Origin of the sequence: Bosea sp. OAE506 (assembly GCF_040546595.1) — a bacterium.
Lineage (GTDB): Bacteria > Pseudomonadota > Alphaproteobacteria > Rhizobiales > Beijerinckiaceae > Allobosea.
In genome coordinates, this window is the sequence record NZ_JBEPOB010000001.1 from 2,311,298 (window position 1) to 2,335,641 (window position 24,344).

The 24,344-nt window shown below is 68.0% G+C and carries 26 protein-coding genes; 8 read left to right on the top strand and 18 right to left on the bottom strand.

Annotated elements, in window-relative coordinates; all coding sequences use genetic code 11:
- Window positions 1-10: 10 nt before the first annotated feature.
- The 4 genes from ABIE41_RS11245 to ABIE41_RS11260 are packed head-to-tail and all read right to left on the bottom strand — an operon-like array spanning window position 11 to window position 3,922.
- Window positions 11-865, bottom strand: coding sequence for an ABC transporter permease (locus ABIE41_RS11245; protein WP_192644541.1), 855 nt, complete (start codon window positions 863-865; stop codon window positions 11-13).
- A gap of 1 nt (window position 866) precedes the next feature.
- Window positions 867-1,910 (bottom strand): extracellular solute-binding protein, encoded by a 1,044-nt coding sequence (locus tag ABIE41_RS11250; RefSeq protein ID WP_192644542.1) that lies wholly within the window; start codon window positions 1,908-1,910, stop codon window positions 867-869.
- A 44-nt stretch (window positions 1,911-1,954) separates the two neighbouring features.
- Entirely contained in the window at window positions 1,955-3,052 is a 1,098-nt protein-coding gene (locus tag ABIE41_RS11255) for an ABC transporter ATP-binding protein (protein WP_192644543.1), read from the bottom strand.
- Window positions 3,053-3,085: 33 nt separating this feature from the next.
- Complete coding sequence (locus ABIE41_RS11260) at window positions 3,086-3,922, bottom strand: ABC transporter permease (protein WP_192644544.1); 837 nt, start codon at window positions 3,920-3,922, stop codon at window positions 3,086-3,088.
- A gap of 209 nt (window positions 3,923-4,131) precedes the next feature.
- Between ABIE41_RS11260 and ABIE41_RS11265 the strand changes: the two genes are divergently transcribed.
- Together ABIE41_RS11265 and ggt are read left to right on the top strand one after the other, a co-directional pair.
- On the top strand, window positions 4,132-5,361 hold the full coding sequence (locus ABIE41_RS11265) for a metal-dependent hydrolase family protein (RefSeq protein ID WP_192644545.1): 1,230 nt from the start codon (window positions 4,132-4,134) through the stop codon (window positions 5,359-5,361).
- Between the two features lie 177 nt (window positions 5,362-5,538).
- Complete coding sequence (ggt, locus tag ABIE41_RS11270) at window positions 5,539-7,146, top strand: gamma-glutamyltransferase (RefSeq protein WP_192644546.1); 1,608 nt, start codon at window positions 5,539-5,541, stop codon at window positions 7,144-7,146.
- A gap of 52 nt (window positions 7,147-7,198) precedes the next feature.
- On the opposite strand, the gene ABIE41_RS11275 is transcribed toward ggt, so the two are convergent.
- The 7 genes from ABIE41_RS11275 to ABIE41_RS11305 all read right to left on the bottom strand — a co-directional run bounded on the left by ABIE41_RS11275 (window position 7,199) and on the right by ABIE41_RS11305 (window position 13,415).
- Complete coding sequence (locus ABIE41_RS11275) at window positions 7,199-8,296, bottom strand: TRAP transporter substrate-binding protein (RefSeq protein WP_192644547.1); 1,098 nt, start codon at window positions 8,294-8,296, stop codon at window positions 7,199-7,201.
- Window positions 8,297-8,422: 126 nt separating this feature from the next.
- Window positions 8,423-9,319, bottom strand: coding sequence for a ketopantoate reductase family protein (locus ABIE41_RS11280; RefSeq protein ID WP_192644548.1), 897 nt, complete (start codon window positions 9,317-9,319; stop codon window positions 8,423-8,425).
- Window positions 9,316-10,479, bottom strand: coding sequence for an alpha-hydroxy acid oxidase (locus ABIE41_RS11285; protein ID WP_192644549.1), 1,164 nt, complete (start codon window positions 10,477-10,479; stop codon window positions 9,316-9,318). The genes ABIE41_RS11280 and ABIE41_RS11285 overlap by 4 nt, the downstream gene beginning before the upstream one ends.
- Before the next feature lie 132 nt (window positions 10,480-10,611).
- Window positions 10,612-11,625 carry a MaoC family dehydratase gene (locus ABIE41_RS11290; protein ID WP_192644550.1) on the bottom strand — a complete coding sequence of 338 codons (1,014 nt, stop codon included), beginning with the start codon at window positions 11,623-11,625 and terminating at the stop codon, window positions 10,612-10,614.
- Between the two features lie 16 nt (window positions 11,626-11,641).
- Window positions 11,642-12,739, bottom strand: coding sequence for a redox-regulated ATPase YchF (gene ychF, locus ABIE41_RS11295; RefSeq protein ID WP_192644551.1), 1,098 nt, complete (start codon window positions 12,737-12,739; stop codon window positions 11,642-11,644).
- Window positions 12,740-12,748: 9 nt separating this feature from the next.
- Window positions 12,749-13,195: a PIN domain-containing protein gene (locus tag ABIE41_RS11300; RefSeq protein WP_192644552.1), complete on the bottom strand. Its 447-nt coding sequence runs from the start codon at window positions 13,193-13,195 to the stop codon at window positions 12,749-12,751.
- Entirely contained in the window at window positions 13,185-13,415 is a 231-nt protein-coding gene (locus ABIE41_RS11305; RefSeq protein WP_192644553.1) for a type II toxin-antitoxin system HicB family antitoxin, read from the bottom strand. Before ABIE41_RS11305 ends, ABIE41_RS11300 begins: the two co-directional genes overlap by 11 nt.
- A 144-nt stretch (window positions 13,416-13,559) precedes the next feature.
- Here ABIE41_RS11305 and ABIE41_RS11310 point away from each other — a divergent pair, with 144 nt between their 5' ends.
- On the top strand, window positions 13,560-14,156 hold the full coding sequence (locus ABIE41_RS11310) for a single stranded DNA-binding domain-containing protein (RefSeq protein WP_192644554.1): 597 nt from the start codon (window positions 13,560-13,562) through the stop codon (window positions 14,154-14,156).
- Between the two features lie 162 nt (window positions 14,157-14,318).
- Entirely contained in the window at window positions 14,319-14,753 is a 435-nt protein-coding gene (locus tag ABIE41_RS11315) for a pyridoxamine 5'-phosphate oxidase family protein (RefSeq protein WP_192644555.1), read from the top strand.
- On the opposite strand, the gene pth is transcribed toward ABIE41_RS11315, so the two are convergent.
- The 7 genes from pth to ABIE41_RS11350 all read right to left on the bottom strand — a co-directional run bounded on the left by pth (window position 14,750) and on the right by ABIE41_RS11350 (window position 21,230).
- Complete coding sequence (gene pth, locus ABIE41_RS11320; protein ID WP_192644556.1) at window positions 14,750-15,361, bottom strand: aminoacyl-tRNA hydrolase; 612 nt, start codon at window positions 15,359-15,361, stop codon at window positions 14,750-14,752. The genes ABIE41_RS11315 and pth overlap by 4 nt on opposite strands.
- Before the next feature lie 103 nt (window positions 15,362-15,464).
- Window positions 15,465-16,088, bottom strand: coding sequence for a 50S ribosomal protein L25/general stress protein Ctc (locus tag ABIE41_RS11325; RefSeq protein WP_192644557.1), 624 nt, complete (start codon window positions 16,086-16,088; stop codon window positions 15,465-15,467).
- Window positions 16,089-16,231: 143 nt separating this feature from the next.
- A complete protein-coding gene (locus ABIE41_RS11330; RefSeq protein ID WP_192644558.1) occupies window positions 16,232-18,097 on the bottom strand; it encodes a putative bifunctional diguanylate cyclase/phosphodiesterase in 1,866 nt (621 codons plus the stop codon).
- Window positions 18,098-18,235: 138 nt separating this feature from the next.
- Window positions 18,236-18,799 carry a VUT family protein gene (locus ABIE41_RS11335; RefSeq protein ID WP_192644559.1) on the bottom strand — a complete coding sequence of 188 codons (564 nt, stop codon included), beginning with the start codon at window positions 18,797-18,799 and terminating at the stop codon, window positions 18,236-18,238.
- Window positions 18,789-19,514: a 7-cyano-7-deazaguanine synthase QueC gene (queC, locus tag ABIE41_RS11340; protein ID WP_192644560.1), complete on the bottom strand. Its 726-nt coding sequence runs from the start codon at window positions 19,512-19,514 to the stop codon at window positions 18,789-18,791. Before queC ends, ABIE41_RS11335 begins: the two co-directional genes overlap by 11 nt.
- Before the next feature lie 19 nt (window positions 19,515-19,533).
- Window positions 19,534-20,478, bottom strand: coding sequence for a ribose-phosphate pyrophosphokinase (locus ABIE41_RS11345; RefSeq protein ID WP_066724645.1), 945 nt, complete (start codon window positions 20,476-20,478; stop codon window positions 19,534-19,536).
- A 173-nt stretch (window positions 20,479-20,651) separates the two neighbouring features.
- Window positions 20,652-21,230 carry a hypothetical protein gene (locus ABIE41_RS11350; RefSeq protein WP_192644561.1) on the bottom strand — a complete coding sequence of 193 codons (579 nt, stop codon included), beginning with the start codon at window positions 21,228-21,230 and terminating at the stop codon, window positions 20,652-20,654.
- A 203-nt stretch (window positions 21,231-21,433) separates the two neighbouring features.
- On the opposite strand from ABIE41_RS11350, the gene ABIE41_RS11355 reads away from it, so the two are divergent.
- From ABIE41_RS11355 to ABIE41_RS11370, 4 genes are all read left to right on the top strand, one after another.
- Entirely contained in the window at window positions 21,434-21,691 is a 258-nt protein-coding gene (locus ABIE41_RS11355; RefSeq protein ID WP_192644562.1) for an accessory factor UbiK family protein, read from the top strand.
- Window positions 21,692-21,998: 307 nt separating this feature from the next.
- Window positions 21,999-22,505 (top strand): type III secretion system chaperone family protein, encoded by a 507-nt coding sequence (locus ABIE41_RS11360; RefSeq protein WP_066724655.1) that lies wholly within the window; start codon window positions 21,999-22,001, stop codon window positions 22,503-22,505.
- 157 nt (window positions 22,506-22,662) lie between these two features.
- Window positions 22,663-23,478 carry a pyrroline-5-carboxylate reductase gene (gene proC / locus ABIE41_RS11365; protein WP_192644563.1) on the top strand — a complete coding sequence of 272 codons (816 nt, stop codon included), beginning with the start codon at window positions 22,663-22,665 and terminating at the stop codon, window positions 23,476-23,478.
- A gap of 65 nt (window positions 23,479-23,543) precedes the next feature.
- Complete coding sequence (locus tag ABIE41_RS11370; RefSeq protein WP_192644564.1) at window positions 23,544-24,293, top strand: TetR/AcrR family transcriptional regulator; 750 nt, start codon at window positions 23,544-23,546, stop codon at window positions 24,291-24,293.
- Window positions 24,294-24,344: the final 51 nt, after the last annotated feature.

Consider the following 24,344-nt stretch of genomic DNA (forward strand, 5'->3'; position numbering starts at 1 on the left):
AATTCCGGTTTCACTGGGCCTTGTAGCGGCGCTGGACCAAAAGCCCGGACACCGCCGTCAGCGACAGCGTCGTCAGCATCAGGATGAAGGCGATCGCCGCTGCGAAGGGCCAGTTGTTGTTCACGGCGAACTCCCGATACAGCATCGGCGCCATCATCTGGAAGCGGGCGCCGCCGAGCAGGAAGGGCGTGGCATAGGCGTTCATCGCCAGGATGAAGACGAGGATGCCGCCGGTGCCGATGCCGGGCAGAGCCAGCGGCAGCACGACATGCCAGAACCGTCGCGTCGGATCGGCGCCGAGGCTGTCGGCCGCTTCCTCCAGACGCGCATCGATGCCCTCGATCACGCTCTGCAGCGTCAGGATCATGTAGGGCAGGTTGATCGAGAGGATGCCGATGCCCACGGCAAACGAGGTGTAGAGCAGCGAAATGCCGGAACCGCCGAGCGCGCCGTAGAGCGCATCGACGATGCCGCCGCGACCGAGCACGCCCATCCAGCCGAGCGCGCGCACCGTCGAGCCGATGAAGAGCGGCAGGATGATCAGCAGCACGCCGATCGACTTCCAGCGGCTCTGCGAGCGGGCGAGCTTGTAGGCGATCGGGAAGCCCAAGATCAGGCAGAGCAGGGTCGTGACGATGGCGATGCTGAAGGTCGTCCAGAGCACGCCGGTGTAGAACGGGTCGGTCACGAAGCGGAGGTAGTTCTCCGGCGTGAAGGCCTCGATCATGAAGGTGCGGCGGTCGTATTTGTTCAGGCTGTAGCGGGCGAGCAGCGCCAGCGGCAGCACGAGCGACAGCATGACGACCATGGTCGCCGGCCCGATGAGCAGCGAAGCGGTGAGCCCCTCGGGCCGGCGCGCACTCATCTCAGCGCCGATCCAGCAGGCGACGCCACCAGTCGTTCATGTCGTCGCGGACAGCACTGAGCTGGGGGTAGGGCGCCGGCATGAGCTTGGCCCCGTCGGGCAAGGCGAGACGCGTGGCGACCTCGCCTTCCAGCGCCGCGTTGGTGATGGTCGGGTGGTAGCCCATGCTGTCGGCGAAGCCGCGCTGGGCGCGCGGGTCGAGCGCGGCGTTGATATAGGCGAAGGCGGCCGCCTTGTTGGGCGCGTTCTTCAGCACGCACATGCTGGAGACATAGGTCAGGCAGCCCTCGGCCGGGAAGGACGACTTCATCTCGACGCCGCCCTTGGTCCAGAACAGCACGCGGGCATGCCAGACCAGGCCGACATCGATTTCGCCCGACTTGATCGCGGGGGCGAAGGCCTCGGTCGAGGTGTAGGCCTTGGCGCCGGCCTTGATCAGCTTTTCGAGCGTGCCCTTGACCTCGGCGATCTTGCCGGGGTCGCCCTGCTGCTTGAGCGCGGCCGCCATCGCCACCCAGATATAGCTGTTGTCGAGGATGCCGACCTTGCCGCCATAGGCCGCCATTTCGTCGAAGGTCTTCGGCGGCGTCTTCACCCGCTCGGGGCTGTAGGCGATCACCTGCGGGCTGTAGATGTGCGGGATCGAATAGGGCGTGGCGAAAGCCGGCTGGACGAATTTCAGGTTGGGAATCTTGCCCTCGTCGAGGGGCTCTAGCATGCCGGAATCCTCGAGGTCGTAGGCGGCGGGCGCCTGCACGCAGATGACGTCGACGCTGCCGCGCGGCAGGCGGCGCTGGGCGATCGACTTGGCGACGCGGGTCGGCTCGGTGCCGGCGTCCTGGACGACCTCGATGCCCTTAGGCTTGAGCAGCGGCTCCTCGATGTTCTGGGTCAGGAGCTTGGCGTAGTCGCCGCCCCAGGTGCTGAGCACGCAGCGGCCGGGCTCCTGCGCGCGCAGCACGGCGGGGGCGAAGATCGGCGTGGCGGCCGCGCCGGCGGCGAGCGTCAGGATACGGCGTCGATTGGGGGTGAACAGGTCCGTCATCGTGGTGGCTCCCTCGTTTCTGGTCGTCGTTCGGTCGTCGCGGTTCAGGCGTCGGCGGCAGTCACGATCGCGCCGTTGGGATCGAAAAGGCGCTCGTTCTGGGCGTCCCAGGTGAGGGCAACGCGCTCGCCCCGGGCACGGCGCGTGCCGCCGGTCGCGCCTGTGGGCTCGTGCAAAGCGAGGCTCGCGCCGCCCTCGAAGGCGAGGAGATAATCGACATGGCCGCCGACATAGGTCGCGTCGTCGACCGTCGCATTCGCGCGCAGGGGGGCGACGTCTCCCTCGCCGTGCAGGCGCACGCGCTCGGGCCGCAGCGCCAGTGTGTGCGGGCCGCGCTGGGTGTAGCGGCGGGCGAGCTTCATCACCGCGCCGCCGGGCAAACGGAACGTATCGGCCTCGACCAGATCGCCGGCGACGAGATTGCTGTGGCCGATGAAGCGGGCGACGAAGGGGTTGAGCGGCTGCTCGTAGAGCTCCTCCTGCGTGCCGACCTGCTGGACCCTGCCCTCGTTCATCAGCACCAGCCGGTCGGCCATGGTCATGGCCTCGTCCTGGTCATGAGTCACCATCAGCGCCGTCAGGCCCGCCTGGCGTTGGAGCTGGCGGATTTCGCGGGCAACGGACTGGCGCAGATTGGCGTCGAGATTGGAAAGCGGCTCGTCGAGCAGCAGCACCTTGGGGCGGATGGCGAGCGCGCGCGCCAGCGCCACGCGCTGCTGCTGGCCGCCCGAGAGCTGGCGGGGGTAGCGGTCGGCCATTGTCGTCAGCTTGACCATGTCGAGGGTCTGCTCGAGCCGGGTGTCGATCTCGGCCTTGGGCAATTTGCGCATGCGCAGGCCGAAGGTGACGTTCTGCGCGACCGTCAGATGGGGAAAGAGCGCATAGCTCTGGAAGACCATGCCCATCTCGCGCTGATAGGGCGGCAGGGCAGCGTAGTCCTTGCCCTCGACCAGGATGCGCCCGCGCGTGGCGGCGACGAAGCCGGCGACGAGGCGCAGCGTCGTCGTCTTGCCGCAGCCGGAGGGGCCGAGCAGGACCAGCATCTCGCCCTGGGCCACGTCGAGATTGACGTCCTCGACGGCGGCCGTGGCGCCGTAGAGCTTGGTCAGACCCTCGATGCGGAGATGGGAGGCGTTGCTCATGGAAGGACCTGGCTCATAGAAGGACCTGACTCATCAGACGACCTTGCTCAGCTTGACGTAGCGGTCGATCGCCAGCAGCAGCGCCGCGATCACCGCCGTCTGCACGACGACGACCGAGGCGACGAGGGGATCGAAGCGGTATTCGAGATACTGCAGCACCGAGATCGGGAAGGTGATCATGCCGGGGCTGATCAGGAACAGCGTCATCTCGATGTTCTCGAAGGAGACGATGAAGGCGAAGAGCGCGGCGGCGATGATGCCCTGGCGCATCATGGGCAAGGTGACGCTCCAGAGCACGCGGCCGGGCGAGGCGCCGAGATTGGCGGCGGCCTCCTCGATCGAGCGGTCGAGTTGGACGAGATTGGCGACGCAGAGCCGGACCACCCAGGGTGTCGTGATCAGCAGATGGGCGAGGATCAGGACCCAGTCCGAGCCGATCAGCGGGAACTGGGTGCGGATCTCGATGTCGACCATCAGGACATAGAGGCCGAGCCCGATGACGACGCCCGGCACCGTCAAGGGCGAGAGCAGCAGGACGTTGAGAATGCTGCGGCCGGGGAAGCTGTAGCGGACGAGCGCGATGCTGGCGGGCACGCCGATCAGCAGGCTGCAGAGCGTCGCCATGGCGGCCACCCGCAGGCTGGTTGAGAGCGACTGGCCGAATTTCGGGAATTCGGCGAGGCGGCCATACCAGGAGAGCGTGTAGCCGCTGGGCGGGAAGGTCACCACGCCATCGGCGAAGAGGCTCATATAGGCCGTCATCAGCAGCGGGATCAGCATCAGCGCGATGCCGACGATCACCAGCAGCCGCGTCACCGCCGTCAGGGCCGCGACCGTCCCGGGGCTGCCCGGTATGGCGCCCCTGGGCATGGCAGCGGCTGTTTCCGGCGGTGCGGACAAGCGGGATCCTCTCTCATGAAAGCCTCTTTAGCAGACCGGGAAGGGCATCATCTGTCAATTGGATAAAATCGCCAATATGCAATTGCCTGGGGTTGGCTTCTGTGGAACCTTGCGCTCCAGCCTGCCAGGCAGGGCGGCCCGCGCGCCGCCTTGCCGCCCAATCCGCCCGGAGATGCCCGATGAGTCTGACCCTGTTCACCGGCGGTCGCTTCCTCGATCCGGAGAAGGACCGGTTGCTCGACGGCGTCGAGGTTCTGGTCGAGGGCGACCGCATCCGCGAAGTCTCGGACCGGCCGATCACGGCGGCGAGCGCGACGCGGATCGATCTGCGCGGGCGCACCCTGATGCCGGGCCTGATCGACATGCATGTCCATGTCGTCTCGGCGGTGGTGAACGGCGTCGCCAATGCGATGACGCCGTCCTCGCTGGTGGCGCTGCGGGCGGGAAGGGTGATGAACGCCATGCTGATGCGCGGCTTCACCACGGTGCGCGATCTCGGCGGAGCCGATCTCGGGCTCGTTTTGGCGATCGAGGAGGGGCTAATCGCCGGGCCGCGGCTGATCATCTGCGGCAAGGCGCTGAGCCAGACCGGCGGCCATTCCGACCCGCGCGACCGCTCCGAGACGCGCCCGCTCTATACGGGGCGACTGGGGCAGGTAGGCCAGCTCTGCGACGGCGTCGACGCCGTCCGCCTCGCCGCTCGCGAGCAGCTCCGGGCCGGGGCGACCTTCGTCAAGATCATGGCCAATGGCGGCGTCGCCTCGCCCAACGATCCCATCCATGCGCTCGGCTTCTCGAAGGACGAGATCCGCGCCGCGGTCGAGGAGGCGGAGAATGCCGGCACCTATGTCGCCGCCCATCTCTACACCGACAAGGCGATCGCGCGGGCGGTCGAATGCGGCGTGCATTCGCTCGAGCATTGCAATCTGATCCAGGCGGAGACGGCGCGGAAGGCGGCTGCGGCCGGGGCCTTCGCGGTGCCGACGCTCGCCGCCTATGAGGGGCTGGCGCTAGAGGGATCGAACTTCGGGCTGCGGCCGGAATCGGCGGCCAAGATCGAGACCGTGCGCAAGGGCGGCATGGAATCGCTCTCGATCATGCGTGAGGCGGGGCTGCCGATGGGCTACGGCTCGGATCTGCTCGGCCAGCTCCAGAAATACCAGACGATGGAATTCGAGCTGCGCTCGCGCGTTCTGCCGATGCAGGAGGTGATGCAGTCGGCGACCACCACAGCCGCGAAGCTCTGCCGGATGGAGGGCGAGATCGGCGCGCTGGTGCCGGGCGCTTATGCCGACCTGCTCGTGGTGGACGGCGACCCGCTGTCCGATCCGCAGCTCTTCCAGAACGACGGCCGCGCATTGCGGGCGATCATGCGCGGCGGGCAGTTCTTCAAGAACGAGCTGAACTGAGGCGGCTGCTGCTCACCCTCAGCCCTCATCCTGAGGAGCGCTCGGCACGAGCGCGTCTCGAAGGATGCTCCAGACAGTTTTGATAGCCTCCTGGAGCATCCTTCGAGACGCCGCTGCGCGGCTCCTCAGGATGAGGGCTTGGGTCCAACACAGTTTGAATCGCTGAAAGGACACCCCATGCGCGGAATGATCGTGGCGGCCCAGCCTGAGGCCGCCGAGGTGGGTGCCGATATCCTCAGGCGTGGCGGCAATGCTGTCGATGCCGCCATCGCCTGCGCCTTCAGCCAGGGCGTCGTCGATCCGCAGATGTGCGGGATCGGCGGCTTCGGGGCGATGCAGATCTGCATGCCCAGGCGCGGCATCCACACCGTGCTGGAGTTCCTGGCGCGGGCGCCGCTGTCGGCGACCGCCGAGATGTGGGCCGACCGCTTCGTCGGGCAGACGCGCGACGGCTTCGTCTTCCTGATGAGCGACCATACCAACGAGCTCGGTCATCTTGCGGCCGGCGCGCCGGGCAATGTCGCGGGCTATTGCGAGGCGCTCTCGCGCTTCGGGACGATGGAGCTGCCTGAGGTGGTCGCGCCGGCCATCCGCCAGGCGCGCGAGGGCTTCGTGGTGCGCCCTTACGTCCATTACTACTGGGCGATCGACCAGCGCGCGACCGGGCAGGTCAACACGGAAGACAAGCTGCGGCTGAGCGAGACCGGCCGGGCGATCTATTTCCATCCCGATGGCAGCCTGAAGCGCCCTGGCGACGTCGTCGCCAATCCCGATCTGGCGCGGACGCTGGAGCGGATCGCGGCCGGCGGCGCGCAGGCCTTCTACACGGGCGAGATCGCGCGGGAGATCGCCGCCGACATGGCGGCCAGCGGCGGGCTGATTACGCTGGAGGATCTGGCGGCTTATCGCGTGCGGGAGAAGGCGCCGATCTGGGGCGCCTATCGCGGCCTTCGCATCTCGGGCAATCCGCCGGCGGCGGGCGGCGCCTCGCTGATCGAGCTGCTGCAGATACTGGAGGGGTTCGATCTCGCGAGCCTGCCGCATAACGGGCCTGAGCATATCCGCATCCTCGCCGAGGCGATGAAGTGGATGACGATCGACAAGGACGCTCATATGGGCGACCCAGACTTCGTCGACGTGCCGCTCGACCGGCTGCTCTCGCCGGCCTATGCCGCCGGGCTCGCAGCCCGCATCCGGGCGGGCGAGAAGGCCCGCGTGCCGCGCTCGGAACTGGCCAAGGACCCGCCCGACACCACCGTCTGCTGCGTGATGGACGAGGAGGGTAATGCGGTCACGATCACGCATACGCTCGGCCAGCCCTCTGGCGCGATCACGCCGGGGCTAGGCTTCATGTACAACGGCACGATGAGCGGCTTTGATCCGCGGCCGGGCCGCGCCGCCTCGATCGCGCCCGGCAAGGCGCGCGGCAGCGCCATGGCGCCGACGATCGTGTTCGAGGGCGAGCGGCCGGTGATCGCGATGGGGGCGCCGGGCGGCACCTTCATCGTGCCTGCCATCGCGCAGGCGCTGAGCAATGTCGTCGATTTCGGGATGAGCATGGCCGATGCGGTGGCGGCGCCGCGCATCGTCTGCCTGAGCGACACGATCGACGTCTCCAACCGCGTGCAGCGCGGTGTCACCGACGAGCTGCAGGCGATGGGCTACGCGGTCGCGCGCTCCTATCAGTCCTTTGCCTTCGGCGCGCCGCATGGGGTGAAGGCGGAAGGCGCCGGCTGGTCGGGCGGTGCCGACCCGCAGCGGGACGGCATGGCGATCGCGGTCTGAAACGGGCTGGTCGGAGGCGCCCGCTGGGGACGCCTCCGGAACGTAGCCGCGATCAGCCGTCCTGCCAGCGCTGCTGCAGCGCCGTCGCCGACATCAGGTCGAAGGAGAGGTCAGAGATCTGCCAGTAGCGCGTGCTGTCCTGCTGGAAGGCCCAGAGGTGGTCGTAGATCTTCTTGAAGGCCGGGTTGGCGGCCGACATCTCGGCGTAGAGATCCTTGGTGTGCTTGTAGCTCGCCCGCAGGATGTCGTTGGGCAGCGGGCGCAGCTGCGCGCCGCCGGCGATCAGCCGCTTCAGGGCCGGCGGGTTGAGGGCGTCGTATTTCGCCTGCATGTCGTGGCCGGAGGCCATCGCGCAGGTCTTGAGCACCCGCTGATAGGTCGGGGGCAGGCTGTTCCACTTCTCCAGATTGATGAAGAAGCTCAGTTCCGCGCAGCCGTCCCAGAAGCCGGGATAGTAGTAATAGGGCGCGACGCGGGCGAAGCCGAGCTTCTCGTCGTCATAGGGGCCGACGAACTCGACCGCGTCGAGAACGCCGCGCTCCAGCGCCGGATAGATGTCGCCGGCGCCGAGCTGCTGCGGCACCACGCCCATCTTCTGCAGCACGTTTCCGCCGAGACCGCCGATGCGCATCTTCAGGCCCTGGAGATCGGCCGCCGACTTGATCTCCTTGCGGAACCAGCCGCCCATCTGCGCGCCGGTGTTGCCGGCCGGCAGGTTGTAGATGTTGAACTTCGCGTAGAACTCGTTGAGCAGCTCGAGCCCGCCAGCATGGAACAGCCAGGCCTGCATCTGGCGGCTGTTGGGGCCCCAGGGAATGACCGTGCCGAAGGCGAAGGCGGTGTCCTTGCCGATGTAGAAATAGGAGCCGGAATGGCCCATCTCGACGGTGCCGTTGGTCACGGCGTCGGCCACCTGGAGAGCGGGCACGATCTCGCCCGCCGCGAAGACCTGAATCTTGAACTTGCCGTCGGTGACGGCGGAGACTGCTTCCGACAGATGCGTGCAGGCGCCGTAGAGCGTCTCCAGCGACTTCGGGTAGCTCGATGCCAGGCGCCAGGTCACGGTCGGCGTGCTCTGGGCGATCGCCGGAGACGCGATTCCGGCCGCAGCGCCGAGGCCGGCGCCCTTCAAGAACAATCTGCGCTTCATGGGTGTCGTTTCCTGCCGTCGTTTCTTATGGCGCCGTATCTGGCGTAAGGGCAGCTTGGCATGGCGCGAGCGCAGGCGACAACGAATGCGGGCGCATGACCGTCCGGCCATGCGCGACGTCCCGCCTCAGATGCGGGCGCTGTCTTCCATCAGCTTGACCATGACCGTCAGCAGGCGGTTGGCGGGCGTGGGGACGCCGAGACGCTCGCCGGTCCGCACGACATAGCCGTTGAGATGGTCGATCTCGGTGCGCTTGCCGCGGGCGAGGTCCTGCGCTGTCGAGGAGGACTGCGCCGGCATGGCCGGGGCGAGCGCCAGGACGGTGTCGAGGATCTCGGGGCCGATGGCGATACCGGCGGCCTGCGCCACCGCGCGGCATTCGGCGACGATGTCCGCCATGCTGTCTCGCACGCCCGCGACGGCGATCATTCGGCCATAGGGCAGTTGCGGAATGGCGGAGAGGGCGTTGTAGGCGCAGTTGACGACCAGCTTGGTCCAGAGCGCGCCGATGACGTTGTCCGAGACCTCGGTGGGGATGCCGGCCTGGCCGAAGCTCTCGGCGATGGCGGCGCTGGTTGCGCCGGGGCCGATGATGAGTTCGCCGCGCCCGTGATGGCGGACATGGCCGGGGCCAGGCATCTCGACGGCGACATAGACCGCGGCCGGGATCACCGGGCGGCCGAGCACCTCCTGCAGGCGCTGCGCATTGTCGACGCCGTTCTGCAGGCTGAGGATCGTCGCATTCGCGGCGAGATGCGGCGCCATCGCGCGGCCCGCCTCTTCGGTATCGCCCGACTTCACGCAGAACAGGACGATCGCGGCGCCCGCGACGCCGGTGGGTTCGGTCGTGGCCGTGACTAGAAGCGTCTCCATCGTCCCCCGCGCCTCGAAGACGAGGCCGTGCCGCTCGATCGCTTGGACATGCGAGGGCCGGGCAATCAGCGTCACGCCATGGCCGGCACGCGCCAGCATCGCCCCGTAATAGCAGCCGACGCCGCCGGCCCCCATGATCGCGATGGTCATCGGTTGGCTCCCTGCCTGGGCCAGAGATGGTCGCTGCCGAGTTCGGTCGGATCGGCGCAGCCGAGATGGATCTGCGTGTTGAGGAGTTCCGCCCGCAGAATCTCGATGATCGCCCTTGGGCCTTCGGACAGCCCGAGCGCAGCGACGGCAAACAGGAAGGGTCGGCCCAGCAGGACGAAATCCGCACCCGAGGCGAGGCTGCGGGCGATGTCGTCACCCGAGCGCACGCCGCTGTCGAGAATCAGAGCAAGCCGGTCGCCGCAGGCCTCGCGGATGCGCGGCAGCACCTCGATCGAGGACGGGGCGGAATCGAGCTGGCGCCCGCCATGGTTGGAGACGACGATCCCGTCGGCGCCGATGCGCTCGGCCATCAGCGCATCCTGCGGGTTGAGGATGCCCTTGATGACGAGATGATGCGGCCAGGCCTTTCGGATCGCTTCGATGCGAGCCCAGTCGAGGCCGGGGCAGGAGAGCTGGCGGGCGACGAATTCGGCATGGGCGAGGCCGCTCAGCGACCCCTTGTTCTCGACGAAGTTCGCCATGCCCGGCCGCTCGCCGCGCGCGGCCCGCCAGAGCCAGCCGGGATGGCGCGCAACGTCCAGAATGGTGGCGAGCGAGGGCTTCAGCGGAATGGCGAGGCCGTTGGTGAGGTCGCGCACGCGCCGTGCGGGCACAGGGATGTCGATGGTGACGACGAGCGTCGTCACGCCGGCCTTGAGCGCCCGCTGCATCAGGCCGGCGGCGATGGTCTCGTCGGCGCCCGGATAGAGCTGGAACCAGAGATTGTCCTGGGCGATGCCGGCGATGGTCTCGATCGAGGTCGTGGCTGCGGTGGACAGGACATAGGGGATGTTCTGTGCCCTGGCCGCCGCGGCGAGAGCGCGGTCCGTGCCGGGGCATACGAGATCGGCGAAGCCCATGGGCGCGACGCCGAAGGGCGCGGCATAGCGGCGGCCGAAGAGCGTGACCTGTGTGTGCGCGGCGGCGCAGTCGCGCAGGGCCTGCGGCATCAGGGCGATCTCGCTGAAGCGCGCCCGGTTGCGGGTGACCGCCTGTTCGGCGCCGGCGCCGCCCTCGATGAAGTCGTAGACCGCCCGCGGCAGGCGCTTGCGGGCGCGCGCCGCCATCTGGGCCGTGCTGAAGATGCGGGCTGCCGCCATGATGCGCTCCTCCCGGAGATGTCTCGCGGGCGGCTCTGCGGCCACCTCGCGCACCCTCCCTACAGGCTGCGCCGGGCTCACAGAAGCGTCACGGCCGCGATGGGGTTCGTCGGGGAAAGCAGGACGGCGGCTTCAGACTGGCTTGCGCTCGACGAAGACGCAGCCGTCGAAGCAGAAGACCTCCTCGCCGTTCTGGTTCACGCCGGTGTTGTGGTGGAAGAACAGGCCCCATTGCGGGCGCGAGGTGCTGGCGCGCTTGTCGGTGACCTCGGAATGGTAGGTGATGCGGTCTCCGGCGAAGACCGGCCGCGTCCAGCGCAGGTTCTTAAAGCCGGGCGAGGGCCCCAGCCGCGGCGCGCGGCCCTCCCCAAAAGCGGCAAGCTGGCGGCGGCGATGGGTGACCATGGTCGCCATCCAGACGGAGGCCGTGTGCCAGCCCGAGGCGGCGAGCCGGCCGAAGGAGGAGGCTGCCGCCGCCGCCTCGTCCATGTGAAAGGGCTGCGGATCGAAGGCGCGGGCGAAGGCGACGATCTCGTCAGCCGTGAAGACGGTGCTGCCGAGCTCGAAGCGGTCGCCGATCGCGATGTCCTCGAAGAAGCGCGCTGCCGGCGTCGGCTCGGCCGGAGGCTCGATCGGGGCGGGCGAGGGGGGCGGGACGTAGAGCGGCGGATGGGCGAGCCAGTCGCCCGCCGGCTGCAGGGCGGCGACGCCGCGGCGGCCGAACATGATCCAGTTGGCCTGCTCCAGCACCGGCTCGTCGCGCTGGTTCAGCAGTTCGAGCTTGAAGCGCACGAGGCCCATCTCCGGGCGCGAGCGCGAGGGCTTGATCTCGGTGACGGTACGGCGGCCGTGCAGCACGTCGCCCGGCTGGACCGGGCGCAGCCATTTCACCTCCTCGATGCCGGGCGCGCCCATCCCTGAGGAGTTGAGCAGGAAGCTCTGCGCCATCAGCCGCATCAGCAGCGAGCAGCTGTGCCAGCCCGAGGCGATCAGCGTGCCGACGAAGCTCGCCTTCGCCTTCTCGGCATCGATGTGGAAATCCTGCGCATCGAAGCGCGAGGCGAAGGCGACGATGTCGTCTTCCGAGACGGCAAGGCTGCCTGTCGGCACCGTCTCGCCGACGATGAAGTCCTCGAAATAGAGCATCGCCGCCGGCGCCCGCTCAGTTGGCGAAGCGGAAATGCAGCACGTCGCCATCGGCGACGACGTATTCCTTGCCTTCCAGCCGGAACTTGCCGGCCTCGCGCGCGCCGCTCTCGCCCTTGTGGGCGATGTAATCGTCATAGGCGATCGTCTCGGCGCGGATATAGCCCTTCTCGAAGTCGCTGTGGATCACGCCGGCGGCGGCGGGGCCCTTGGTGCCCTTCTCGATCGTCCAGGCGCGGGCCTCCTTGGGGCCGACCGTGAAATAGGTGACGAGGTGGAGCAGGGCGTAGCCGGCGCGGATGACGCGGTTGAGGCCGGGCTCCTCCAGGCCGACGGCCTCGAGATAGTCCTTCTGGTCGTCAGCCGGCAGCACCGCGATCTCGCTCTCGATCTTGGCGGAGACGACGACGGCGACCGCATTCTCTTCAGCGGCGCGGGCCTTCACGGCCTCGGAGAAGGCGTTGCCCTTGTCGGCGCTCGCCTCCTCGACATTGCAGACATAGAGCACGGGCTTGGAGGAGAGCAGGCCGAGCGTCTCGAACATCTTGCGCTCGTCGGCTGCGACCTGAACCAGACGGGCCGGCTTGCCGTCGCGCAGCAGCACGAGGCAGCGGTTCATCAGTTCGGCGAGTTCCTTGGCATCCTTGTCGCCGGTCTTGGCCTTCTTCTCCAGCGGCAGGACGCGCTTCTCGAGGCTTTCGAGGTCTGCGAGCATCAGCTCGGTCTCGATGATCTCGATATCGTTGATCGGCGCGACCTTGCCCTCGACATGGGTGATGTCGCCATCCTCGAAGCAGCGCACGACATGGGCGATGGCGTCGCATTCGCGGATATTGGCGAGGAACTGGTTGCCGAGGCCTTCGCCCTTGGAGGCGCCGCGGACGAGGCCGGCGATGTCGACGAAGGTCAGCCGCGTCGGGATGATCTCCTTGGAGCCCGCGATGGCGGCGAGCTTCTCCAGCCGGGGATCAGGCACCGCGACGTCGCCGACATTGGGCTCGATCGTGCAGAACGGGTAGTTCGCCGCCTGGGCGGCCGCCGTCTGCGTCAGCGCGTTGAAGAGGGTCGACTTGCCGACATTCGGCAGGCCGACGATACCGCATTTGAAACCCATGGTGGTCTTTCAGTTCTCCAAGAAAAGATCCGCTGGCGTGCAGCGGAACGGATTGATGATGGTCAGCCCGCGGAAATTCGCCCGGTCGCTCATATCCTCACTGAGGAAATAGCGACAGCCCGCATTGCTCGCAGCTGCCATGAGCAGACAGTCGAACCACTGGTAGCCGAGGGCGTTGCGAACATCCCAAGCCAGAGCAGTATCCTGGACGGTCACGGCGGCATCGCCATAGGCCTTCATCGAGTCGACCTCGTGCCGGATCGCGTTGAGCGGGCGATGAGGAACATTCTTGAGCATCCACCGCGCCAGCTCGTTGAGTACCTGCAGGTTAACCGTCAAGCTCTGGTTGTCCGCCAAGGCTTCCAGCCACGCCAGGGCTGCGATCCGCTTGCTATTGGCCTTCAGGTCGCGCGCGTAGATCAGCACGTTCGTATCGACGAAGACCCTATCGGTCATAAAGCTGATCGCGGGTCGGAGCGTTGCCGTTCTCATCCGTCAGGTCGAGCAGGGGGCCAGACAAGAAGGCCGCCAATGCCGCGCGCTTGTCGCCGGGGCGACCGACACGCTCCTCGGCGAGTTCGGTCAGATATCTCGATACGCTTTTGCCAGAGCTCGCAGCCGCGATGCGAACCTTCCTCAGTGTCTGCTCGGGCATCGTGATCGTGACATTCTTCATCGCATCACCTCTGGCGCAGATATCGTGTTTCCGTGTTTTCGTGTCAAATGGGCTGGGCGGTTGCGTTCACGCGAACGTGCGTGGTCGCCTATTTCTCCGAGGCGCAGGAATGGCTGCGGCCTCTCTCTGTAACGGACCACTCCCATGCGCCTTTTCACCACCGCTTGCCTCATCCTCGGCCTCACCGTCGCAGCCTCCGCCCAGTCGCCGACGACGCGTATTCGCGGCGAGGTCGAGACCGCCGAGGGCAGCACGCTCACGATCAAGACCGTCGATGGCGCCGCGGCGAAGGTCGCGCTGGCGCCCGGCTATTCGGTCGGCGGCGTGGTCAAGGCGACGACGGCCGACATCAAGAAGGGCGGCTTCGTCGGCGTCGGTGCGCGGCCGCAACCCGACGGCTCGCTGCTGGCCGTGCAGGTCTTCATTTTCCCCGAGGCGATGCGCGGCACGGGCGAGGGGCACCGTCCCTGGGGCGTGTTGCCGGATTCAACCATGACCAACGCCACTGTCGCGGAGACCGTGTCGCGCGTGGACGGTGCCGGGATCGTGCTGAGCTATCCGGGCGGTGAGCAGAAGGTCACCATTCCAGCCGATGCGAACATCATCATGGCCGCACCTGCCGAGGTCTCGGAGTTGAAGGCCGGCGCGCAGGTGGCGATGACGGCGACGAAGCAGGCGGATGGCAGCTTCAGCGCCAGCCGCGTGACGCTCGCCAAGCCCGGTGCGCAGCTGCCGTACTGAGACGGGGAGACAGGTCCGCCTCGGCCTCGGAGAAGGGCGGCCGAGCCCCGCGCTCTCGGCCGTTGGTCGGCACCTGAACGACCGGAACAAGATCCGTGATGCACTGTTCACTGGCTGAGAAGCGATCGCCTCCCGCGAATTGCTTGGCAGCGGAGCAGCCCTGTGCCGAATCTCGATCTGAAAGACCTATCGAAGCAGATGCGCGACATCGACTTCTGCATGCTGTCGACGAAGTCCGCGGACGGGCAGCTATCCAGCCGACCGATGAGCAATAACGGCGATGTCGACTATGACGGCGATTCCTGGTTCTTCGCCTACGACCACTCACGCTTCATCGACGATATCGGGCGCGATCCGCAGGTCGGGCTGACCCTGACCGGTGCGAAGAGCCTGCTTGGAGCGCCCGGCATCTTCATTAGCATCGGCGGTCAGGCGAGCCTCATTCGCGACAAGGCCAAGTTTGCCGAACACTGGATCGACGACCTGTCGCGCTGGTTCCCGGAGGGCATCGAGACGCCCGGCATGGTGATGGTGCAGGTGCACGCCGACCATGTTCACTACTGGGATGGCGAAGATCAGGGCGAGGTCAAAGTCTAGTCGGGCTTCTCGCCGAGGCGCTTCACCGCGCCGTGGCCACGCGCCTCCATGAAGAGGTGCACCTTGTTCTGGAAGCCGGCATCGTCATGCTTCGCCAGAAGCCCGGCGTTGTCGGCGCAGGCGGTGCAGAGGTCCTCCACCCAGTCCCCCTCGGCCTTGCCGAAATCGTTCAGCACATAGGCGTGGACGAGTTCCTTCAGCCCGGGGTGGCCGATGCCCATGCGGACGCGGCGGTACTCGTTCCCGATTGCGGCCGTGGTCGAGCGCAGGCCGTTATGGCCGGCATTGCCGCCGCCGAGCTTCACGCGCAGCTTGGCCGGGGCGAGGTCGAGCTCGTCATGGAAGACGACGACGTCGGCGGGCGCGACCTTGAAGAAGCGCGCGGCCTCGCCGATCGCGCGGCCGGATTCGTTCATGTAGGTCTGGGGCTTGAGCAGGACGACCTTCTCGGTCCCGATCGTCGCCTCGCAGGCCTCGGCCTGGAAGCGGCCGCGCCAGGGCGAGGCGCGGTGCGTGCGCGCGATCGCCTCCACCGCCATGAAGCCGATATTGTGCCGGTTGCGGGCATAGCGCGTGCCGGGATTGCCCAGCCCTGCGAAGATCAGCATGACGATGGTCGTCCCTCACGGCAAAACGGCCGGGAAGCCCCGGCCGTTCGTGTCGTCGCTGGTGGCGAGAAGCCGGCTCGAAAGCCGGATCAGGCCTTCATGATCAGGCCTTCTTGGCCTCGGCGGCCGGAGCCTCGGCCTCTGCAGCCTCGTCAGCCTCTTCGGCCATCGGCGGAACGATGGTGACGATGGTGGCGTCCGAGCCGACCGTGAGCTTGGCGCCCTTCGGCAGCTTGATCACGCTGGCCTCGAGGGCGTCGCCGATCTCGAGACCGGCCACCGAGACCTCGAAGGCCTCCGGGATGTTCTCGGGCTCGACGGTGATCTCGAGCGAGTGCTCGACGATCTGCACCAGGCCGCCGTTCTTCACGCCGGGGCTGGCATCCTGGCCGACGACATGGATCGGAACCTCGACCGTCACCGTCTGGCCCGCGGCGACGCGCAGGAAGTCGACATGGATCGGGAAGTCCTTGACCGGGTCGAGCTGGTAGTCGCGCGGGATCACGCGCTGCTTCTTGCCGTCGACGCTGATTTCGAACAGCGTGGTCAGGAAGTGGCCGCCATAGATCAGGAGGCGGGTCTTGTTGGCGTCGAGCGCGATGGCTTCGGGAGCGGCGCCACCACCATAGATGACGGCGGGTGTCTGGCCTTGACGACGAACTGCACGGGCGGCCCCCTTGCCGACCTGTGCGCGCGCCGAAGCCTCGATTTGCTTCACGGCGGTCATGGTTTTGAATCCTTGCTTGAAAAGACAAGGCCGCCAGCAGGCGGCCTCTTTGCGGTTCGGCGCCCGTGCCTCCAAGGGTGTCAGTCGGGCGCTGGCAGGCTCATAAGCGAAAAGCGCCGCGATCTCAAGCCCGCGGCGGCGGTTCAGGCGGCGGAGGCGGTGATGCCGCGCAGCGGCCGCGCCGCCCGGTCCGGACGCGGCCCAAAGCGCTGGAGGAGTTCCGCCGTGAAGTTGGCCGGCAGGGCCTGCGCGTAGAGGAAGCCCTGGCCGAGGCGGCAGCCCATCGATTGCAGCCATTCCGCCTGCGCCTGCGTCTCGATGCCCTCGGTGATGATGCGCATGCCGAGCCTGTGGGCGATGCCGACCATCGCCTCGACGATGACGCTGCTCTTCGTGCTGTTCTGCGCCGCCGCGATGAAGGAGCGGTCGATCTTGATGATGTCGATCGGGAAATCGAGCAGATGGGTCAGCGAGGCAAAGCCGGTGCCGAAATCGTCGAGCGCCACGCCGATGCCGCGTTCGCGCAGTGCCTCGATGGTGCGTGCGACGCCATCCTTGCGTCCGCCCATGAAGACGCGCTCGGTGATCTCGACGACGAGCTGCCGCGGCGAGGCGCCGGTGCGCTCCATCGCCCGGACGATGCGCTGGACGAGATCGCCCTTCTCGAAATCGGCGGAGGTGACGTTCAGGCCGACATGCTGGAACGGCACGCCCGCCTGCTGCCAGGCCGCCATGTCGGTGGCCACGGCGGCGAGCATCTGCCCGGTGACGCGATGAGCAACCTTGGGGTCGTCCATCGCATCGCGGAACTCGCCCGCCGAGGCGATGCGCCCGTCCGGCAGCCGCATCCGCGCCAGCGCCTCGACGCCGACGATCTCATCGGTGTCGAGCCGGATCACCGGCTGGTAATAGGCGACGATGCGGCCCTCGGTGAGGGCGAGGTCGACGTCGCGGCGGGTCTGCAGGCGCTGCGTCATAGAGGTGCGCAGGCCGTCCTTGAAGCGGACATAGCCGCCGCGGCGGGTTTCCTTGGCGTGATAGAGCGCAAAATCGGCGTTCTGGCGCAGGGTCACGCAGTCCCGGCCATCCTCTCCCGCGAGCGCGGCGCCGATGGTGACGCTGGGCACGATGCCGTGCCCGTCATGATCGAGCGGGGCGGCCATCGCGGCGAGGATCCCACAGGCGACCGCGCGCATCTCGACCGCCCTTGTGCCACGCTGCAGCAGCACGGCGAATTCGTCGCCGCCGATGCGGCAGGCCATCGCCTCGCCCACGACGGAGCGGATGCGCGCGCCCACCGCCGCGATCAGCGCATCGCCTGCGGCATGGCCCATCGTGTCGTTGGTGATCTTGAGGTGGTCGATGTCGATCAGCATCAGCCCGAAATCGGGCGGCTCGGTCGCGATCATCCGATTGATCGCGTCGTTGAAGCTGGCGCGGTTCGGCAGACCCGTCAGCGTGTCGAAATAGGCGAGGCGGTGGTTGCGCGAGCGCACCTCCTCCTGCTCGATCGCGATCGCGCAGAGATGCACGCAGGTCGCGACGATGCGGCGTTCGACATCGTCGGGCCCGCGGGGCCGGTCGTAGTAGAAGGCGAAGCTGCCGACCACGCGCCCGTCACGCGCCGTGATCGGGCTCGACCAGCAGGCGCGCAGGCCCAGCGGCAGCACGAGCGATTCGAAGCCCTGCCAGAGCGGATCGGTGGCGATGTCGGTGACGCAGACGGGCTCGCCGCGAAAGATCGCCGTTCCGCAGGAGCCGACGCGCGGCCCGATCGGGATGCCGGTGACGGCCTGCCGATAGGTGGCCGGCAGCGAGGGGGCGGCGAGTGCGATGAGCCGCCGCTGTTCGTCCAGCGTCATGACCGAGCAGATCGTGCCGGGTGCGATCGCCTCTGCGCGCAGGCACAGGTTCTCCATCACCGCGGCGAGGGGCTCACCCCGGGCGATCGTCTCCAGGATGTCGTTCTGCAGGGCTTGCAGGCGTCCGGCAGCTCCGTCTTCGCGCATCGCGTGCCTCAACTTGACGATGGGGCAGCTATGTCAGCGTCGCGTGAAACCGCCGTTTCCCCCTTCACTCAAATTGTCTGGAAGCGCGGGATCGGGTGTGGACAAACTGTCCTAGTCGCGACTGTCCGTCCGCAAGCTTCAGGCCGGTGCCAGCCCGAGCTTCTCGTCGCGACGGCGCAGCAGATGCATCAGCGGCAGCGCCAGCAGCACCATCCAGGCCTTGCCGATGATCTGGCCGCTGAGGAAATCGAGGCTGCCGAAGGCGAGCTGCAGGAAGACGACGCTGTCGACCACGAGCCCAACGAGGCCGGAGGCGATGACGGCCGTGACGAAGCGGCGCTTCTGCAGCGGCGTGTAGACCGCGAAGTCGGCGAGCTCGGACAGGAGGAAAGCGGCGACCGAGGCGACGACGATCGCCGACGGGGCCAGGAAGCCGGAGATCGCGGCGCCGACGGCGATGGCGCCGAGGCCGGCGGCCGTGCCCAGACGGCGCTGGACGATGTCGCGCAGCACGAGGGCGAGCCCGATCATCAGCACGCCGCTGGGGGCCTTGATGCCGGGCCAGACCGGGACGAGGCAGGGGCCATTGGGCACGCAGACGGTGCCGGCATTGCCGATCAGCCAGTTCGCGGCCGGGATGGTCAGGGCGAAGAGGACGAGGGCGACGAGCCCTTCGATCCGGCGCTGACGGTCAAGAGTCATGGGAAGGTCCGCTGTCGTCGGGAGAGATCAGATAGGCGGCATAGCCTTTCGCCCGCAGCTCGCAGGCGGGGCAGCTGCCGCAGCCATAGCCCCAGGAATGCCGGGTCGAACGGTCGCCGAGATAGCAGCTATGGCTCTGCTCGACCACCAGATCGAGCAGCGCTTCGCCGCCGAGCGCACGGGCCAGCGCGAAGGTCTGGGCCTTGTCGCGCCACATCAGCGGCGTGTGCAGCACCAGCCTGCGGTCGAGGCCGAGGCCGAGCGCGACCTGCATCGCCTTGATCGTGTCGTCGCGGCAGTCGGGATAGCCTGAATAGTCGGTCTCGCAGACACCGAGGACGATGTGCTTGGCGCCACGGCGATAGGCCAGCGCTGCCGCGAAGGTCAGGAAGATCAGGTTGCGACCGGGCACGAAGGTGGTCGGCAGGCCCGTCTCGGCGAAGGCGATTTCGGTATCGCGGGTCAGCGCCGTCTCGGAGATCGCGCCGAGCGCCGCGAGATCGACCATGTGGTCGGCACCGAGGCGCTCCGCATAGAGGGGCGAGAGTGCGGGCAGCGCGTCCCGGATCGTCGCGCGGCAGTCGAGCTCGACGCGGTGGCGCTGGCCATAATCGAAGCCGATGGTCTCGACAGCCTCGAAACGGTCCAGGGCCCAGGCGAGGGCGACGGTGGAATCCTGTCCCCCCGAGAACAGGACCAGGGCGCGGGAGATCATGACGCGCGCCGTCCCGGCATCAGTCGAACAGGCTGGAGACGCTGGTTTCCTGCGCCGTGCGCTCGATCGCCTCGCCCATCAGCTGGGCGATCGAGATGACGCGGATGTTGCGTGCCACCTTCACCGCCTCGGTCGGCATGATGGAGTCGGTGATGACGAGCTCCTTCAGCTTCGAATTTGCGATGCGGGCGACCGCGCCGCCCGAGAGCACGCCATGGGTGATGTAGGCATAGACCTCGCGGGCGCCCTGTTCGAGCAGGGCCTCGGCCGCATTCACCAGCGTGCCGCCCGAATCGACGATGTCGTCGAGCAGGATGCAGGAGCGACCCTCGACGGAGCCGATGATGTTCATGACCTCGGATTCGCCGGGTCGGTCGCGGCGCTTGTCGACAATGGCCAGCGGCGCGTCGATGCGCTTGGCCAGCGCACGGGCCCGCACCACGCCGCCGACGTCGGGCGAGACGACCATGGCGTTCTTGTAGTCGAGCCGGTCCTTGATATCGCGCGACATCAGCGGCGCGCCGAAGAGGTTGTCGGTCGGGATGTCGAAGAAGCCCTGGATCTGCCCGGCATGGAGATCGAGCGTCAGCACGCGGTCGACGCCGGCATGGGTGATGAGGTTGGCGACCAGCTTGGCCGAGATCGGCGTGCGGCCCGAGGCGCGGCGATCCTGCCGCGCATAGCCGAAATAAGGGATCACCGCCGTGATGCGGCGCGCCGAGGAGCGGCGCAGCGCATCGGTGATGATCAGCAGCTCCATCAGATGGTCGTTGGTCGGGAAGGAGGTGGACTGGATGACGAAGACATCCTGCCCGCGCACATTCTCCTGAATCTCGACGAAGACTTCCATGTCGGCAAAGCGCCGGACGGACGCCTTCGCGAGCGGAATGCCGAGATGGGCGCAGATCGCTTCAGCAAGCGGCCGGTTGGAATTGCCGGCGACGACTTTGAAGGAGGAGGGCATGCCGTGGCGCACCGTTGGAACTGGGCTGGACGGCCGGCAGGCGAGCCGGCGCTGATCGCAGCGCTCTTAACAGCGGTGTGACGGTGAGTCGACCGCTGCACTGCGAAAGCGCTGTGCAATGGTTGCCAAACCGGCAGGGCCTCGCACGAATTCCGTACGATCCCGCTTGGAGGCTACAGCTTGCGGCCGCCGCTCGTGGTCGCGGCGGTTCGCGCCGGCTGCGATTCAGCCGCTCGCGAGGCCGTGGTCCTGGCCTTGTCCGCCGGAAGGACCGTCTCCACCGCCGGGGTCGTCACCAGGAAGCTCGCAATCGCGTCCATCGATTCGGCCGCGGCCTTGGCGACAACCGTCTGGTCGATGGCGGACCAGGGATCGGATCCGCCGCCGCGCCGGCCGAGGCTCTCGCCCTGGACGCGCTGGGCGCGCTTCTTGGTCTCGTCATAGACGTCCCAGACGAAGGCGAGCGCGGTCTGGCCGTCCTCGGTCGGCTGGGCGGTGAGATAGCCGCGGACGCGGAAGCGGGCGGGCTTGTCGCCGGGCACGATTTCCATGCGCCGCTCGGCTGCGGCCTCGCCGAGCAGCCCGGCGAAGCGGGTCGTCACGGCATCGGGCGCACCGGAAATGCTCTGGACCGAGACGGGCACGCCCGGCGCATCGACACGGGGGCGCGCGGCCGTGGTGGTTTCCTGGCATCCGCCCAGCGCAAGCGCGAGGGCCACCCCGACAACGGGGGTGCTCAAACGAACGATCATCGACGCCTCCCGCTTGTTCTGGATCGCTGACGGGTTGGTGTTCACGGCTTTCCCTGCGCCGCCTTTCTAGGCCGATGCGCCGCCGAGGTCCAGATCGCCTGCCAAACCGGTGGGGAGCCGGGCCGGCGACGTGATTGCAGCCCGGCGCATCCTCCCCCATATACCGGCGAGAGGGTCCGTGACGGCCCCGACGGGAGAGCCCCATGGTCACCACCAGCAGCCGCATCCTCGACGACATCGCCCGCCTCGCCACCGACGCCGCCGGCGCCGCGCAGGGCGTGCGCCGCGAGGTCGAGACCGTGGTGAAGACGCAGATCGAGCGCCTGCTGCGCGACCTCGACGTGGTCACGCGCGAGGAGTTCGAGGCGGTGCGCGAGATGGCGTTGCTCGCCCGCGAGGAGAACGACCGGCTCGCCGCGCGTCTGGCCGCGCTCGAGGCCGCGGCCCAGCCCAAGCCCTAAGCGAACCCTCTGCGCCGGCCGGCGTCCACAGCCATGTGCTGTGGACAGGGGCGGGCAGGGATTGAGCCGCCCCCCGAATCCGCAGAGCGTCGGCCGGTGTTGGGCGTGTCACACGCCCTGCGCTAACGTCGGTGAAGAAATTGATTCGTCGGTCCAACCGCTTAGGTCGGGCCGGGCGGAGCGTGGCACCCGGTTTCCGGCCGGCGCTGCGCCTGTGGGTTGCGTCCTTCAGCTTTCCTGTCGCCGTGTTCCCGTTCTCGAACGCGCCGGCCCGCCCCCGTGGCGGCCGGCAGTTGGACCCAAGGACATGATGGATCTCGAACTGGACGCAGAACTGGATCGGCCGTCCAACCCGCTCGATCTGATCGAGCGCCTCGCCGCCCTCAACAACTGGAGCTTCGACCGCGACAGCGACGACGAGCTCTCGGTCGCCGTCTCCGGCGCCTGGTCCGACTACCATCTCGCCATCACCTGGCTGGAGGAGGTCGAGGCCATCCATGTCGCCTGCGCCTTCGATCTCAAGGTTCCCGAGCGGCGTCGCGGCGAGGTTCTGCAGCTTGTCAGCCTGGTCAATGAGCAGCTCTGGGTCGGTCATTTCGACCTCTGGAGCTCGGAGAACGTGGTGATGTACCGCCACGCCCTGCTGCTCTCGGGCGGGGCCGAACCCACCGACGAGCAGGCGGCGGCGCTGATCAAGGCGGCGATCGACGCCTGCGAGCGCTATTTTCAGGCCTTCCAGTTCGTGGTCTGGGCCGGAAAGACCGCGAAGGAGGGGCTCGAGGGTTCGCTGCTGGAGACCGTCGGCGAGGCCTGAGTTTCTCGCCTCGTCAGGCCCCGACTCGACCCGGGCTGGCTCACAGCACGTCACGGTCGGGCTTGACCCGACCCTCTCCAACCGGCGACTTCTGGTCATGAGAGTCTCGGGTCAGCCCGGGAATGACGCCCATCCCCGAGAGCTTCGAGAATCCGCCATGTCCAGCCCGCTGCCGAAGTCCCTCGTTCTGATCGGCGCCGGCAAGATGGGCGGTGCGATGCTGGAGGGCTGGCTGCGGATCGGCATGAAGCCCGCCGGCATCAGCCTGATCGATCCCCATCCGCCCGACGAGATGGTCGCGCTCGCCACCGAGAAGGGCATGGCGCTCAACCCCGATGCGGCGTCACTGACCTTTGTCGAGGTATTGGTGCTGGCGACGAAGCCGCAGATGCTCGACACGGCGGCGCCCGCCGTCCAGGCGCTGATCCGGCCGCAGACGCTGCTGATCTCGATCCTGGCGGGCAAGACGCTGGGCGATCTCGCCGCGCGGTTGCCCAACGCCACTGCCATGATCCGGGCGATGCCGAACCTGCCGGCCTCGGTCCAGCGCGGAGCCACCGGCGCCGCGGCCGGGCGGGGCGTGACCGGCGCGCAGCGCGCCATGGCCGATGCCCTGCTGCGCAGCATCGGCACGGTCGAATGGCTCGAGGATGAGGGGCTGATCGATGCGGTGACGGCGGTCTCGGGCTCGGGGCCGGCCTATGTCTTCCATCTGGTCGAGTGCCTCGCCGCGGCCGGCAAGGCCGCCGGCCTGCCCGCCGACATCGCCGAGCGCCTGGCGCGCGCGACGATCGAGGGGGCGGGCGAACTGCTGCACCAGTCGCCGCTGTCGCCGGCGACGCTGCGCCAGAACGTGACCTCGCCGGCCGGGACGACCGCGGCCGGGCTGTCCGTGCTGATGGGCCCGCTGGAACCGCTGATCGTCGAGACGGTGGCTGCCGCCAAACGTCGCGCCGAGGAGCTTTCGGGCTGATCGGCCTTTCAGGCGCCGCGATCGCATCCTAGGTTGTCCGTCAGGACCGCCGAAGGAGAACCGCCATGGCTTCCGATCCCCTCTCTTCCGAATCCGTCACCGGAGCTTCCGCTGCTGCGCCCGCCGATCCGCGCCGGCAGGCCGTCGAGGCGCTGATGCGCCTGGCCGCCACGCGGCCCTGGGACGAGATCGAACTGGGCGACATCGCCACCGAGGCCGGGCTGACGCTGGCGAAGCTACGGGGCCTGTTCCCCTCCAAGCTCGCGATGCTCGGCGGCCTGACCCGAATCGTCGACGATGCGGTGCTGGCTGACGTCTCCGACGACCTCGCCGGCGAGCCGGTGCGCGAGCGGCTCTTCGACCTCGTGATGCGCCGGCTCGATGCGCTGGCGCCTTACAAGGCCGGCCTGCGGCGCATCGCTCCGGTGATCCGGCGCGACCCGCTGACCATGGCTGCGCTCAACCGCGGCGCCGTCAACTCCTGGCGCTACATGCTGGCCTCGGCCGGCATCGCCACCGAGGACGGGCTCGGGCCCGTGCGCGTGCAGGGCGCCGTGCTGCTGATGGCGCGCGTCACCGAGGTCTGGCTTCAGGATGACGAGCCTGAACTCTCCCGGACGATGGCGCGGCTCGACCGCGAGCTGAAGACGGCCGGTCGGGTCATGGCCCGTGTCGAGGATGTCCATCGCCTGACCGCGCCGCTGCGCGGGCTCGCCCGGGCGCTCTGCTCGGGGCGCCGCCCGACCGTCCGGCGGCGCGAGCGCTCGGACGAGAGCCTGCGGCGCGAGGGCGAGGATTTCGCGCCAGCGATCTGACACAAGGTTAAGGAACTGCCTTTCCTCTTCCTTATCGTTAAGCGTGTATTA